Origin of the sequence: Flavobacterium sp. GCM10022190, from assembly GCF_042656445.1 — a bacterium.
In the GTDB taxonomy this organism is placed as follows: Bacteria; Bacteroidota; Bacteroidia; order Flavobacteriales; family Flavobacteriaceae; genus Flavobacterium; species Flavobacterium nitratireducens.
The window spans coordinates 1-15,042 of the sequence record NZ_JBHSOQ010000004.1 but is presented as its reverse complement, the minus strand read 5'-3'; the positions used below and the strand labels follow the sequence as shown (position 1 = coordinate 15,042).

Below are 15,042 nucleotides of genomic sequence, written 5' to 3'. Positions count from 1 at the left end.
TTAAAATCAAAAAACATGAAATTCAAAATATATAAATATATAGCTGGGTTCTTTTCAATAGCTATTTTAACAACAAGTTGTGTTGATAATGAAGATTTAATTCAGGTTGACCCAAATAACGATGCGGTGGATTCATTCTGGAAAAATGATCAAGATGCTTTAGAAGGTGTTAATGCTGCTTATGGAAGTTTATTAACTGACGGTACTTATATGAGAAGTACTCCTTTATTGTTAGATTTAAAAGGAGATGATTGTAGAAGCAATAGTCCGTGGGATGCCATGTACAATGTAGGACGTTTTAATTCTAATGTTTCTAATGCAGCTATTTATGGTTGGGCGTATGAAACGTATTATCAGGGAATTTATAGAGCAAATCAAGTCTTAACTAGTGTTCCTGCTATTAATTTTACAGATGTAGCTCTTAAGAATAGAATTTTAGGTCAAGCTTATTTCTTGAGAGGTTTGTATTTGTTCCATGCTGTAAATATGTTTAAGAATGTTCCTGTTCCAACAGAAATTGCAGCAATTTATCCACAAAAGACACAAGCAGAAGGATGGGCTCAAGTAATAGCTGATTTCAAGAAAGCTGCTGAATTACTACCAACATCTTACACTAGTGTTTCTGGATTAGACGCAGGACAAAAAGGAAGAGCAACGAAAGGAGCTGCTTTAGGATATTTAGGGAAAGCCTATTTGTTTACTAAAGATTTTACAAATGCAAGAGATACTTTTAAGGCTGTTATTGATTTAGGTGTTTATTCATTAGTGTCTAATTATAGAGACAATTTTACTGATTCAAATGAAAATAATTCGGAGTCTTTATTTGAAGTACAATTCAGTAGAGATGCTGGTGGAGTTGATTTAGGATGGGGTGGTGCACCTGCTTCAGGATGGGGTAAAACTTCCGCTAGAGCAATTACATATGCTCCAAGAGCTTTCGGTTGGACGGATGTACAGCCTACTTGGACATTATATAATGAATATCAGATTGAAAAAACTACAGCAAATACTATCGATCCACGTTTAGATGCTACAATGTTTTACAATAAACCGGGAGGAATGCAATTGTACGGAAAAGATTTTGCTACATTTTATGCTGGTAATCCAGGAGATTTAAATGATTTATTTTGTAGAAAGTATCAAAATTCAGATGGAGCTTATGCAAATGAATTTGATTGGCGTTCAGGAATTAACGAACGTTTGTTACGTTATGCAGATATCCTGTTGATGTATGCAGAGTGTTTGAACGAAACAGGTAATACTGCTGGAGCCTATTCTTATATTCAAATGGTTAGAGATCGAGTTGGTTTGCCAAATTTAGCAACTACAAAACCGGGTATGACTCAAGCTCAAATGAGAGATCAAATAGGTCATGAAAGATTCTTAGAATTCCCACTAGAGGGGCACCGTTTTGATGATATTCGTCGTTGGGGATGGTTACAAGATCCTGTTAAACTTGCTTGGTTGAAATCAAGAGACGTTGAATTTAATAGTTACAGTTCTGGAAGAGAATATTTTCCAATCCCACAGTTAGAAATGGATAATAATCCAGGTTCAACTCAAAATGATGGGTATTAAACCATTTTAGTAAACGATTTGTTTATACAATTTAGGATACCATGATGATAAGTTGTTACACGCTTATCATTGTGGTATTTTCACCTACAATCAAAGAAGGTATCTTCTTCTAAAAATTAGATTTTTTTAAAGTTTTACAAGCTTAAAGTATTTTAAGGTGGTCAATAGTAGGAATAAAGCTGTGTATTAATTCGGCCTTATGAATGTAAAGGAAATAATAATTCTTTCTCCTCTAAAATTTAAGGAGAAAATTAAATAGGAATCTAATGAAAAAATCAAATTCAAAATTAAACAAGTTTATTGTTTTGGGACTTTATATAATTGGTTTAGCTTTAACAAGCTGTTCTAAAGATGATTCAGGAACTGGAGAGTCAGATCCAGTTGTTGTAGATCCACCAGTTGTAACCCCAGGTTTTCCCGGGCCAACATATAGCGATAATTATACTTCAATTGCTTCTTGGAATACAAGATCACAGTGGAATTTGGCTAATGTTCATGATCCTTCAATAGAAAAATCGGGGGAATACTATTATATGTATCAAACGGATGCATCTTATGGGAATGCGCACGATGGACGTGGTCATTTTTTTTATCGTCGTTCTAAAGATTTAGTAAATTGGGAATTTATGGGGTCAACAATGACAACTGCTCCAGCATGGGTTAAAGATTCCTTGAATAATAAAAGAGCAAGAATGAATCCAGCATTGCCACCTATTATGAATCCAAGATATGGATATTGGGCACCTTGTATTCGTAAAGTAGGTAATAAATTCCGTATGTATTACAGTATAGTTGTTGATGAACCCATTACAGGAACAAGTTTTGATACTTCTTGGACTGAAAGAGCTTTTATTGGTTTAGCCGAAACAGATGATTTAGCCTCTAATGTTTGGACAGATAAAGGTATGGTCGTATGTTCAGAACCAGATGGATTAAAACCATATTCGTATACAGGAGTTAGAAATTGGGAAAATGCATACTTCAAGTATAACGCCATTGATCCGAGTTTTATTGAAACACCACAGGGGGAACAATATTTAATTTATGGCTCATGGCATTCAGGAATTGTGGCTTTAAAATTAGATCCCACTACAGGAAAGCCTTTTCAACTTAATACTTTGGCAGACTATGGAACACGTATTGCTACTCGTAATTCTATAAGTCGTTGGCAGGCTTCCGAAGGAGCCGAAATCATATACAATCCAGATACTCAATATTATTATCTGTTTATGGCATATGATGAGTTATCAGTCGCATACAATACACGTGTAGCTCGTTCTAGGAATGTGACAGGACCTTATTATGGTATTAATGGTGCTAATGTTACAAATGGAGCTGATTGTTGGCCTATGCTAACACATCCTTATGGATTTAATAATCATAGTGGATGGGTTGGGATTTCTCACTGTGCTATTTTTCAAAACCCAGAAACGAAACAATGGTTTTATTCTTCTCAAGGACGTTTGCCAGAAAATGTTCCGGGTATATTTGCTTCTAATGCAATCATGATGGGGCATGTTCGAGCAATCAAATGGACTGATGATGGTTGGCCAGTAATCGATCCTGAACGTTATGCAGCAGTACCTGAAACTACTATTGCTGAAACTTCGTTTATAGGGACATGGGAACAAATCACCATGAATTATCAATTTAAAACTATTCAGAAATCGGTAACTATTTATTTGACTGCCGATAAAAAAGTTTCTGGAGCTGTGACAGGAAATTGGTCTTATGATTCTACGAATAAAACATTAACAGTTAATGGAATCAAATGTAAAGTGAGTGATGCATGGGATTGGGAATCTCCAACACGAAAAGTGACTATAACATATTCTGGACTTACAGCTGGAGGAATACCTGTTTGGGGTAAAAAAAAAGTAATTAAATAATGGATTACAACAAAGTTATTTAACAAATTAAAAAGCTTTGTTGTTTGCTATAATAGTTTGTTTTAATCATTTTTTTTTAGTTATATTTACAAATGTTAAAATAACACTTATAAATAAAAAAAAATTATCCAATGAAAAAAAATTTGTTCTTATTGTTGGCTTTGACTTTTTCGAGCCAGCTTATTTTTTCTCAAAATGAAACCACAATTTTAAATATCAAAAAAGGAGAAAAACCGATTACAATTAATAAAAATATCTATGGTCATTTTGCAGAACATTTAGGAAGATGTATTTATGGAGGTTTTTACGTGGGAGATACTTCTAAAATTCCAAATACAAACGGAGTTAGAAATGATATTATTGAGGCATTAAAAGAATTGAAAATTCCAAATTTGAGATGGCCTGGAGGTTGTTTTGCAGACACCTATCATTGGAAAGACGGAATTGGACCTAAAGATAAAAGACCTACAATTGTAAATACTTGGTGGGGTGGAACAACAGAAGATAATAGTTTTGGTACACATGATTTTTTAAATTTATGTGAGGTATTAGGAGCAGAGCCATATTTAGCAGGAAATATAGGAAGTGGGACGGTTCAAGAATTGACTGATTGGGTTCAATATGTTAATTTTGGTGGTAAAAGTCCAATGAGTGATTTACGTAAAGCAAATGGTAGAATTGAACCTTGGAAAGTGAAATTCTGGGGAGTTGGTAATGAAGCTTGGGGATGTGGGGGAAATATGACTGCAGAATACTATGCAGGTGAATATCGCAAATATGCTACTTTTATGGCTGATTGGGAAAATACAGGTGGTTTAACTCGTATTGCCTCTGGTGCAAGTGGTGATGATTACAACTGGACAGAAGTTTTAATGAAAAATATTCCATTAAATATGTTAGGAGCTGTAGGAGTTCACCATTATGCTGTAATCGACTGGAATAAAAAAGGGGACGCTGTAGATTATACAGAAGAGCAATATTTCCAAACCATGAAATCAGCTTTAAAAATGGAGGAATTAGTGACTAAACATGCTGCTATTATGGACAAGTACGACCCTCAGAAAAAAATAACAATGGCAGTTGACGAGTGGGGTGGATGGTATGAAGTTGAAAAAGGTTCAAATCCAGGCTTTTTGTATCAACAAAATACAATGAGAGATGCAGTATTAGCTGGTTCTACTTTGAATATTTTTAATAATCATGCAGATCGAGTTCGTATGGCTAATCTAGCACAATGTGTAAATGTTTTGCAAGCTGTTATTTTGACGGATAAGGCTCAAATGATTAAAACACCAACTTATCATGTAATGAAAATGTATCGTGTTCATCAGGATGCCGAATTAATTCCGGTTGATTTTAAATCGCCTGATTATACCTTAGAAGGGAAAACTTTACCAGCAATTTCTGTTTCTGCTTCAAAAGACAAAGCAGGATTAGTTCATATCTCGTTAGTTAATATTGATGCTAAAAAGGGAAATAAAATCGAAATTAATTTAGCCGATCTTGGTTTGAAAAATGTTACTGCCACTATTTTGTCTTCAAAAAAACTACAAGATTATAATTCATTTGAAAAACCAAATACAATTGAACCTAAAGAATTTAAGGGTGTAAAAAATACCAAAGGTAAAATTGAAATAACTGTTCCTCCTTTTTCAGTTATTATGTTAGAAGGAAAATAATATTATTAAAATGAAAATTTCATCAATCTTATTTAGTGTGGGGATTTTAGCAGCTGTTTCTTGTAAAACAGCTGCTGTAAAAAATCAGCAAACACTAAAAATGAATAACCCTATAATAACAGATAAATATACAGCAGATCCTGCTGCATTAGTTTATAATGACAAAGTGTATTTATACACTGGACATGATGTTCCTGAAAAGGACTTTAATTTTTATCGCATGAATGATTGGCTGGTGTATTCCTCATCAGACATGGTACATTGGCAAGAACATCCAGTGCCATTAAAAGCTTCTGATTTTTCTTGGGCAAAGGGTGATGCTTGGGCTGGTCAAGTGATTGAAAGAAACGGAAAGTTTTATTGGTATGTGGCTATTACTCACGGTACCATTCACGGAAAATCTATAGGAATTGCAGTGTCGGATAGTCCTACAGGACCTTTTAAAGATGCTTTAGGGAAAGCATTAATCACTAATGATATGACCACTAAAACCAATATTAGTTGGGATGATATTGATCCTTCGGTTATTATTGATGATGATGGTCAGGCCTATCTGTTTTGGGGGAATACTGTGTGTAATTATGTGAAATTAAAAGAAAACATGATAGAAATGGATGGTCCAATGATGACTATCGATTTGCCAAATTTCACTGAAGCACCATGGGTTCATAAACGCAAAGGATGGTATTATCTATCTTATGCTTCCCAATTTCCTGAAAAAATTGTTTATGCGATGAGTAAGTCAATTAATGGACCATGGGAATACAAAGGAATATTGAACGAAGTGGCTGGAAATTCAAATACTAACCACCAAGCAATTATTGATTTTAAAGGGAAATCTTATTTTATATATCACAATGGTGTTATCCCTACCGAAGGAGGAAGTTTTAGACGTTCAGTTTGTGTAGACCGTTTGTTTTATAACTCTAACGGGACAATGAAACGCGTAGTTATGACTTCAGAAGGGATTCAAGAATAATCATGATTTTTTTTAAAATAAAATACTATTGGATTATTGGGTTGCTATTGGTTTTTATAAAATCAAATGCACAGTCAATTGCCGTACATGACCCTGTCCTTATTAAAGAAAAGGATACTTATTATTTGTTTTGTACAGGAAAAGGGATTAAAACTTTTAGTTCAAAAGATTTAAAAAATTGGAAACAGGGACCAGCTGTATTTGAAATAAAACCTGTTTGGGCAGATAAAGTTGTTCCTAATTTTGAAAATCATATTTGGGCACCTGATATTACATTTCATAATAAGAAATACTATTTGTATTATTCAATTTCGGCTTTTGGAAAAAACACATCTGCAATTGGTCTCGCTACTAATGTTACCTTGAATCCAGAAGACCCTAACTATAAATGGATTGATCAAGGCATTGTGATAGAATCGCATCCTAATAGAGATGAATGGAATGCAATTGATCCAAATGTAGTATTTGATGATAATAATATTCCATGGTTGTCATTTGGTTCTTTTTGGGATGGAATTAAAATAGTTAAATTAGGGGAAAATTTAAAATCCATTGCAGAGCCTCAGGAATGGTATTCGATTGCCAAACGCAAAAAAGAGGATAAAGAAAAAAGTTCAGCTATAGAGGCCCCTTTTATTTTTAAGAAAAATGGCTTTTATTATTTGTTTACTTCTTGGGATTTCTGTTGTAAAGGTAAGGAGAGTACTTATAAAGTTGTAGTGGGAAGATCTAAAAATGTATCAGGGCCTTATCTTGATAAAGATGGAAATGGGTTAAATCAAGGAGGAGGTACAATTATAGTAAAAGGAGATCAGGATTTTTTTGGAGTTGGTCATAATAGTGTGTACACTTTTGAAGGTAAAGATTATATGATTTATCATGGTTATGATGCCAAACAAAATGGGAAATCCGTTTTAGTTATCAAAGAATTACAATGGGATGCTGATTTTTGGCCCGAATTAAATTAAGAATCAAAAGAATAGAAAAACACAGAAACATAAATAAAAACTAAATATAACAAGATGAAATTAAATGTAATGAAAAAGAGCGCCCTTTGCGGTTTGTTACTAAGTAGTTTCTTGGCAACAGCCCAAAAAACAAATCTAGAAGTTGATTTAACCAAGTCAATTGCTAAAATTCAACCTACTATGTACGGGGTCTTTTTTGAAGATATCAATTTTGCTGCCGATGGAGGATTGTATGCAGAAATGGTTAAGAATAGAACTTTTGGTTTTGACGCACCTTTGATGGGATGGTTACAGCCTAATAGTAATGTACATTCTATGAATTTAGATTCAGGTATTGCAACACCTATGCATACTTCTGAAAATAAAAATAATCCAGATTTTTGTAGAATTATAATCAATAATGATAAAGGATACCAAATCATTAATGAAGGTTTCAGAGGAATGGGAATTAAGAAAGATGCAAAATATAATCTTACTTTAAAAGCTGCCAATCATAACAATGCAATTAAAAAGATTATTATTCAATTTATTGATGCGAATAAAAAAGTATTAGGTGAAACTACTATTGTTCCTTCATCTACAACTTGGAAAGATTATTCAGCACAATTAGTCGCAACCGAAACGGAGGCTAAAGCCCAATTGAAAATTACTTTTGAAGGTAATGGAACGATTGACTTAGATATGATTTCGTTATTTCCAGAGGAAACTTGGAAAAACAGGAAAAATGGATTGCGTAAGGACATCGTTCAATTATTAGATGGTTTAAAACCAGGATTTATTCGTTTCCCAGGTGGATGTATCGTTGAAGGAAAAACACTTGAAAATAGATACCAATGGAAAAAAACAGTTGGTCCAGTTGAGGATAGAGAAACGATGATTAATAGATGGAATGTGGAATTTAAACATAAACTAGCACCAGATTATTTTCAGTCTTTTGGTTTAGGTTTTTTTGAATATTTCCAACTATCAGAAGATCTAGGCGCAGAGCCACTACCAATTTTAAGTTGTGGAATTGCTTGTCAATACAACACAGGGGAGTTAGTGCCAATGGCAGAATTGGATCCTTATGTTCAAGATGCACTTGATTTAATTGAGTTTGCCAATGGAGATGTATCTACAAAATGGGGAAAATTACGTGCCGATATGGGACATGCAAAACCTTTTAACCTTAAATTTATTGGAGTGGGTAATGAACAATGGGGTCCGCAATATATTGAGAGATATAAAGTTTTTGCAACAGCTATAAAATCTAAGTATCCAAATATTACTATCGTTTCTGGTTCTGGACCTTCGCCTGATGGTGTGTTTTTTGATTATGGTTGGGACGAATTAAAAAAATTGAAGGCTGATATAGTTGATGAGCATTATTATAAAAACCCAGAATGGTTTAAAGCAAATGCTGCTCGTTATGATAACTATGATAGAAAAGGGCCTAAAATTTTCGCTGGTGAATATGCAGCACATCCTAATGGAGTTGAGGATGGTTTGAAAGAGAATAACTGGTTAGCGGCGCTTTCTGAGTCTGCTTTTATGACAGGATTAGAGCGTAATGCAGATGTTGTTTATTTAACGTCTTATGCTCCTTTAATGGCGCATGTTGATGCTTTTCAATGGGCTCCAGATATGATTTGGTTTGATAATTTAGCTGCTTATGGTACGGCAAATTATTATGTTCAAAAAATGTATTCTAATAATAGAGGAACTGATGTGCTTTCTATTACTAAAGATGGAAAAGCGATAACTGGACAAAATGATTTATATGCTTCAGCGGCAAAAGATGCTGTGAAAAATGAATTGATTTTGAAATTGGTCAATACATCAGCTAAAGCGCAAGATTTATCTATTAATTTATCTGGTAAAAATGTAGATAGCAAGGGGAAAATGGTTCTTTTAACAAGTGCTAATTTGGAGGAATACAATACTTTGGCTGAGCCAACTAAAATAAGTCCAGTAGAAAAAGATTTTAAAGTAAGTGGTAAAAAAGCGGTGTTGAGTTTACCTGCGAATTCGTTTGTAGTTTTGAAACTAAAAATGAAATAATCAAAAAAATAATTTCTATTTTTAGTTAAGAAAAAATTTAACTAAAAATATTGAAAAATTGATAAAAAACATTAAGTGTAAGTGTAACACTTAATGTTTTTTTATTTTATATTTGTAACCACATTTTAAAATTCGAAGATGAAAAATTATGTTATAGGTATAGATTACGGATCAGATTCAGTTCGTGCCGTATTAATTGATACCGAAAATGGGCAAGAATTAGCCTCTGAAGTTTGTCATTATAAAAGATGGAAAAACAATGAGTATTGTAATCCGTCAATCAATCAATTTCGTCAACATCCTTTGGATCATATCGAAGGATTGGAAATAACAATTAAATCGGTTGTAGCTCAAGCTAATGTAGCTCCATCTCAAATAAAAAGTATCTGTATCGATACTACTGGGTCTTCTCCAATTCCTGTTACAGCTGATGGTAGTCCGTTATCTTTAACTAAAGAATTTGAGCATAACCCAAATGCGATGATGATTTTATGGAAAGATCACACGGCTATCAATGAAGCAAATGAAATTAATGAATTAGCAGCTTCATGGGGTGGTGAAGATTTTACTAAATATGAAGGTGGAATTTATTCTTCTGAATGGTTTTGGGCAAAAATTTTACACATCATTCGTGAGGATGAAGCGGTAAAAAATGCAGCGCATTCATGGATGGAGCACTGCGATTACATGACTTTTTTATTAATCGATGATAAAGATTTAACAACATTTAAAAGAAGCCGTTGTGCAGCAGGACACAAAGCAATGTGGCATGAAGACTGGAATGGTTTACCTCCAGAAGAATTCTTGACAAAATTAGATCCGTATTTGGCTCAGTTAAGAGGAAAATTATACAATGAAACGTATACATCCGATTTAGTTGCTGGAAAATTAAATCAAGAATGGGCAAATCGTTTAGGATTAACAACGGATACAGTTATTGCTGTAGGAACTTTTGACGCGCATTCTGGTGCGGTTGGAGCTAAGATAGACGAGTATGCATTAGTACGTGTAATGGGTACATCTACTTGTGATATTATGGTAGCTTCAAATGAAGCAGTAGGAAGTAAAACAGTAAAAGGAATCTGTGGACAAGTAGACGGTTCGGTTATACCAGGATATGTTGGTTTAGAGGCTGGACAATCTGCTTTTGGGGATGTTTTAGCTTGGTTCAAAGATACTTTATCTTGGCCATTGAATAATTTAGTCTATACTTCGGATGTTTTATCTGAAGAGCAAAAAGTAAAGTTAAAAGAGGAAGTAGAGTCTAATTTCATTAAAACGTTAACAGCACAAGCAGAAGCTATTCCGTTATCAGAAAGTATTCCAACTGCTTTGGACTGGGTAAACGGACGTAGAACTCCAGATGCTAATCAAGGTTTAAAAAGTGCGATGACTAATTTGTCATTAGGAACGAAAGCACCACATATTTTCAAAGCTTTAATCAATGCAATCTGTTTTGGTTCTAAGAAAATTGTCGATCGTTTTGAAGAAGAAGGTGTTCGTATTGATTCTGTAATAGGTATTGGAGGTGTGGCTAGAAAATCACCATTTATCATGCAAACTTTGGCTAATGTCTTGAATAAGCCAATTAAAGTTTGTGCTTCAGACCAAGCACCAGCTTTAGGAGCTGCTATCTATGCTGCAGTTGCTGCTGGAATTTATCCTAACGTAATTGAAGCTAGTAAAAAAATGGGAAGTGATTTTGAAAGCGAATATTTCCCTCAAGCAGATAAAATTGAAAAATACCAAGAATTGATGGATTCTTACTCAGAATTAAGTCAATTTATTGAAAGTATAACAAAATAATTAAGTAGTATGTCAAAATACCAAGCGTTAAAACAAGAATGTTATGAGGCTAATATGCAGCTAAATGAGTTGAATTTAGTAGTATATACCTTTGGAAATGTAAGTGCAGTTGATAGAGAAAATGGAGTTTTTGCAATTAAACCTAGTGGTGTACCATATGAAGTATTAAAAGCAGAAGATATTGTTATTGTTGATTTTGATAATAATATCATCGAAGGGGACAAAAGACCTTCTTCAGATACTAAAACACATGCTTATTTATACAAGCACTGGCCAAATATTGGTGGAATTGCGCACACTCACGCTACTTATTCAGTAGCTTGGGCTCAGGCGCAAAGAGATATTCCAATTTTCGGAACTACACATGCTGATCACTTAACAGCTGATATTCCTTGTGCTCCCCCAATGGCTGATCATTTAATAGAAGGAAACTATGAGCACAATACAGGAATCCAAATTTTAGACTGTTTCAAAGAAAAAAACCTTTCTTATGAAGAAGTAGAAATGGTTCTTTTAGGTAATCATGGTCCTTTTGCATGGGGTAAAAATGCTGCAAAAGCGGTTTATAACTCTAAAGTGTTAGAGGTTTGTGCGGAAATGGCTTATTTGACACTACAAATTAATCCTGCTGCTCCAAGATTAAAAGATTCTTTGATTAAAAAACACTACGATCGTAAGCACGGGAAAGATGCTTATTACGGACAATAAAAATTAGTTTAAAGTTTAATGTTTCAAGTTCTTTCTGTAACTATTAAAAACCTTAAACTTTGAACCTTGAACAAATAAATTTAAAAACAAACAATATATAAAATGATTGATATTTCTAAAAAAGAAGTTTGGTTTGTAGTTGGAAGCCAAAATTTATACGGTGAAGAAACTTTAAAACAAGTTGCTATCCATTCTCAAGCAATTGCTAAAGGAATTGATGCTTCGTCACATGTTCCTGTAAAAATTGTTTACAAAGCAGTTGCAAAATCACCAAGCGAAATCACAGATATCTGTATGGAAGCTAATTCGGCTAAAAACTGTATCGGAATCGTTGCTTGGATGCACACTTTCTCCCCTGCTAAAATGTGGATTAATGGTTTAAGTATCTTGAAAAAGCCATTATGTCACTTACATACACAATACAATGCTGAAATTCCATGGGCATCAATCGATATGGATTTCATGAACTTGAATCAATCAGCTCACGGAGACAGAGAGTTTGGTTACATCATGTCCAGAATGCGTAAAAAACGTAAAGTTATCGTTGGACACTGGGAAGACGAGCGCGTTCAGCAAAAAATTGGAAACTGGACAAGAGTTGCTTTAGGTTGGGATGAATTGCAAAATTTAAAAGTAGCTCGTTTTGGTGATAACATGCGTGAAGTTGCAGTTACTGACGGTGATAAAGTGGAGGCTCAAATTCGTTTTGGTGTTTCTGTAAACGGATATGACTCTTCAGATATCGTTAATAAAATGAAATTAGTTACTGAAGAGCAAGTAGACGCTTTAGTAGCAGTTTATGAAGAATCTTATACTTTGGCTCCAAAATTACAAAAAGGAGGAGAGCAAAGAGAATCATTAAGAGATGCTGCTAGAATTGAATTAGGTTTAAGAGCATTCTTAGAAGAAGGTGGTTTCGGCGCTTTTACAGATACTTTTGAAAATTTAGGAGAATTAAAACAATTACCTGGTATTGCTACACAGCGTTTGATGGCTGATGGTTACGGTTTTGGAGGAGAAGGTGACTGGAAAACAGCTGCTATGGTAAGAGCTTTAAAAGTAATGAACATTGGTCTTGAAGGTGGAACTTCTTTCATGGAAGATTATACGTACCACTTTACACCTGAAAAATCATATGTTTTAGGTTCTCACATGTTGGAAATCTGTCCTTCTATTACGGATGGAAAACCTTCTTGTGAAATTCACCCATTGGGAATTGGAGGAAAAGAAGATCCGGTTCGTTTAGTATTTAATTCACCAGCTGGAGATGCTATCAACGTATCTTTAGTAGATATGGGAACTCGTTTCCGTTTAATTGTAAACGAAGTTACTGCTGTTAAACCAATGGCTGAATTGCCAAAATTACCTGTAGCTCGTGTACTTTGGGATTGTAAACCAAACTTAGATATCGCCGCTACTGCTTGGATTTTAGCAGGTGGAGCGCACCATACAGTATATAGCCAAGCGGTTACAACTGAATTTATGGAAGATTTCGCTGATATCGCCGGAATCGAATTAGTAGTTATTGATAATGATACTAAAATCCGTTCTTTCAAAGAAACTTTGAATGCTAACGAAGCTTATTACCACTTGTTCCAAACAGGATTGTAATATTGTTTAGAAACAAAATTTTTAAAGTCATAAAGTCAAAAGTTATACTAGCTTTTGGCTTTATGACTTCTCTATTAACCGATAAAATTAAAAAAAGTATGAATCTATTAAGAAGTTGTGTTTTAGGATTGGCTGTTATAACAACAGCAGGGCTTTCTGTTCAATGTAAAGGGGAAAAGAAAGAAAACCAAGAACAAAGTGTTGCGCAAAAAGACAGTGTGACTGTTAAGAAATCAGAGTATGGTACTACTGCCAAAGGGGAAAAGATTGAAAGCTATAAGCTGAAAAATCAAAAAGGAATGGAAGTAGATATCATGACTTATGGAGGAATTATCACTTCGTTAAAAGTGCCTAATAAAGCTGGTGTTTCTGAAGAAATCGTTCTTGGCTTTAATAATTTTGAGCAATACACTAAGGATAATCCTTATTTCGGGGCTTTAATTGGTAGATATGGTAATCGTATTGGTAAAGCTAAATTTACTTTGGATGGAAAAGAGTATAAATTAGCGGCTAATGACGGGCCAAATAGTTTGCACGGTGGACCATTAGGGTTTCATAAAGTGATTTGGACTGCTGTTGAAGCAAAAGGAGGAACTGATGGAGTTTTGAAATTAAAATACCTTTCAAAAGATATGGAAGAAGGTTTTCCTGGAAACTTAACGGTTTTTGTTACCTATACTTTAAAAGCAGATAATACTTTGGAAGTAGATTACGAAGCTACTACAGATAAGAAAACAGTAGTGAATTTAACACAGCATTCTTATTTCAACCTTTCTGGTGATTTTACAAAGACTATTTTGGATAACGAAATCACTATTGATGCTGATAAATTGGTTCCTGTTGATGAAACATTGATTCCAACAGGAAAATTAGACGATGTAGCTAATACGCCATTTGACTTTAGAAAACCAAAAGCTATTGGTAAAGAAATAGGAGTTGCTAATGAGCAATTAAAAAGAGGTAAAGGTTATGATCACTGCTGGGTGTTGAACAATCAAGACAAAGGTTTCCGTTTTGCAGCTTCAGTTTATGAGCCAACAAGTGGTAGAGTGATGGAGGTTTATACTGATGAGCCGGGAATCCAGTTGTACACGGGTAATTTCTTAGATGGTACTTTGCCTACAAGAGATGGTAAAACGTATGCACACAGAACAGGTCTTTGTTTAGAAACGCAACATTATCCAGATTCTCCAAGCCAAAAAGATTTCCCAACAACAGTTTTAAACCCTGGGGAAACATATAAAACAAAAACGGCTTTCAAATTTTCTACTAAATAATAAAGAGTAGTTTCAATCATTACAACCCGTCCCGATTTATCGAGGCGGGTTTTTTTATTTCTTTTTTTTCAGGAGCTAAATCCTGCTATCCGCTCTATCTCTTGTGTCCACTGTGTTACCACAAGAGGATGCTGCTGCTACCTGCCTTGCCGGCAGGCAGGTCAGGGCTAGGGTGGTTGCTTAAAATGGAGCTTCTACTATTATATATAGTGTAAAAACCTTTGTGTTCTTTTAGTTTTCTTAAGAGACCTATGTGTTTAAAAGCTTATTTTCTACTATGTAATATAGTGATATCGGTCTGTTCTTAGTGTTCTTTGTGAAGAAACTTTCCGCTCTTTGCGGTTAAACAATGTCTAAAACCCCAAATTCTTACAAAACTGAAAATTTCTTAAAAATTAAAACACATGTTATCAGTTGATTAAAAAATAAACAAAAAATAGTTTTGAAAAGGTCTTGTTTAATCGAATAAAGGTTCTACTTTTGCACCCGCAACAGCGAAAACGTTCT

10 protein-coding genes are annotated in these 15,042 nt (G+C 34.3%); all 10 read left to right on the top strand.

The window, feature by feature from the left end; genetic code table 11:
• The first annotated feature begins 15 nt into the window (after nucleotides 1-15).
• The 10 genes from ACFPTQ_RS13210 to ACFPTQ_RS13165 all read left to right on the top strand — a co-directional run bounded on the left by ACFPTQ_RS13210 (nucleotide 16) and on the right by ACFPTQ_RS13165 (nucleotide 14,535).
• Complete coding sequence (locus tag ACFPTQ_RS13210) at nucleotides 16-1,578, top strand: RagB/SusD family nutrient uptake outer membrane protein (RefSeq protein WP_379777997.1); 1,563 nt, start codon at nucleotides 16-18, stop codon at nucleotides 1,576-1,578.
• 266 nt (nucleotides 1,579-1,844) lie between these two features.
• Entirely contained in the window at nucleotides 1,845-3,467 is a 1,623-nt protein-coding gene (locus tag ACFPTQ_RS13205; protein WP_379777996.1) for an arabinan endo-1,5-alpha-L-arabinosidase, read from the top strand.
• 131 nt (nucleotides 3,468-3,598) lie between these two features.
• Entirely contained in the window at nucleotides 3,599-5,146 is a 1,548-nt protein-coding gene (locus tag ACFPTQ_RS13200; protein ID WP_379777995.1) for an alpha-N-arabinofuranosidase, read from the top strand.
• 10 nt (nucleotides 5,147-5,156) lie between these two features.
• Nucleotides 5,157-6,125, top strand: coding sequence for a glycoside hydrolase family 43 protein (locus tag ACFPTQ_RS13195; protein ID WP_379777994.1), 969 nt, complete (start codon nucleotides 5,157-5,159; stop codon nucleotides 6,123-6,125).
• A 2-nt stretch (nucleotides 6,126-6,127) separates the two neighbouring features.
• On the top strand, nucleotides 6,128-7,093 hold the full coding sequence (locus ACFPTQ_RS13190; RefSeq protein WP_379777993.1) for an arabinan endo-1,5-alpha-L-arabinosidase: 966 nt from the start codon (nucleotides 6,128-6,130) through the stop codon (nucleotides 7,091-7,093).
• A 54-nt stretch (nucleotides 7,094-7,147) separates the two neighbouring features.
• The gene (locus tag ACFPTQ_RS13185; protein WP_379777992.1) at nucleotides 7,148-9,133 is read left to right on the top strand and encodes an alpha-L-arabinofuranosidase C-terminal domain-containing protein; all 1,986 of its coding nucleotides are present in this window, start codon (nucleotides 7,148-7,150) and stop codon (nucleotides 9,131-9,133) included.
• A gap of 138 nt (nucleotides 9,134-9,271) precedes the next feature.
• A complete protein-coding gene (locus ACFPTQ_RS13180) occupies nucleotides 9,272-10,939 on the top strand; it encodes a ribulokinase (RefSeq protein WP_379777991.1) in 1,668 nt (555 codons plus the stop codon).
• 9 nt (nucleotides 10,940-10,948) lie between these two features.
• Complete coding sequence (locus ACFPTQ_RS13175; RefSeq protein ID WP_379777990.1) at nucleotides 10,949-11,647, top strand: L-ribulose-5-phosphate 4-epimerase; 699 nt, start codon at nucleotides 10,949-10,951, stop codon at nucleotides 11,645-11,647.
• Nucleotides 11,648-11,749: 102 nt separating this feature from the next.
• Nucleotides 11,750-13,258 (top strand): L-arabinose isomerase, encoded by a 1,509-nt coding sequence (gene araA / locus ACFPTQ_RS13170; protein ID WP_379777989.1) that lies wholly within the window; start codon nucleotides 11,750-11,752, stop codon nucleotides 13,256-13,258.
• A gap of 98 nt (nucleotides 13,259-13,356) precedes the next feature.
• Nucleotides 13,357-14,535 (top strand): aldose epimerase family protein, encoded by a 1,179-nt coding sequence (locus ACFPTQ_RS13165; protein WP_379777988.1) that lies wholly within the window; start codon nucleotides 13,357-13,359, stop codon nucleotides 14,533-14,535.
• The last annotated feature ends 507 nt before the right edge of the window (nucleotides 14,536-15,042 follow it).

What these genes read in the sequence shown, in the direction of transcription:
- ACFPTQ_RS13165 (WP_379777988.1), top strand. Translation starts at nt 13,357, where the DNA reads ATGAATCTATTAAGAAGTTGTGTTTTAGGATTGGCTGTTATAACAACA.
- ACFPTQ_RS13200 (WP_379777995.1), top strand. Translation starts at nt 3,599, where the DNA reads ATGAAAAAAAATTTGTTCTTATTGTTGGCTTTGACTTTTTCGAGCCAG.
- ACFPTQ_RS13185 (WP_379777992.1), top strand. Translation starts at nt 7,148, where the DNA reads ATGAAATTAAATGTAATGAAAAAGAGCGCCCTTTGCGGTTTGTTACTA.
- ACFPTQ_RS13195 (WP_379777994.1), top strand. Translation starts at nt 5,157, where the DNA reads ATGAAAATTTCATCAATCTTATTTAGTGTGGGGATTTTAGCAGCTGTT.
- ACFPTQ_RS13210 (WP_379777997.1), top strand. Translation starts at nt 16, where the DNA reads ATGAAATTCAAAATATATAAATATATAGCTGGGTTCTTTTCAATAGCT.
- ACFPTQ_RS13180 (WP_379777991.1), top strand. Translation starts at nt 9,272, where the DNA reads ATGAAAAATTATGTTATAGGTATAGATTACGGATCAGATTCAGTTCGT.
- ACFPTQ_RS13190 (WP_379777993.1), top strand. Translation starts at nt 6,128, where the DNA reads ATGATTTTTTTTAAAATAAAATACTATTGGATTATTGGGTTGCTATTG.
- araA (WP_379777989.1), top strand. Translation starts at nt 11,750, where the DNA reads ATGATTGATATTTCTAAAAAAGAAGTTTGGTTTGTAGTTGGAAGCCAA.
- ACFPTQ_RS13175 (WP_379777990.1), top strand. Translation starts at nt 10,949, where the DNA reads ATGTCAAAATACCAAGCGTTAAAACAAGAATGTTATGAGGCTAATATG.
- ACFPTQ_RS13205 (WP_379777996.1), top strand. Translation starts at nt 1,845, where the DNA reads ATGAAAAAATCAAATTCAAAATTAAACAAGTTTATTGTTTTGGGACTT.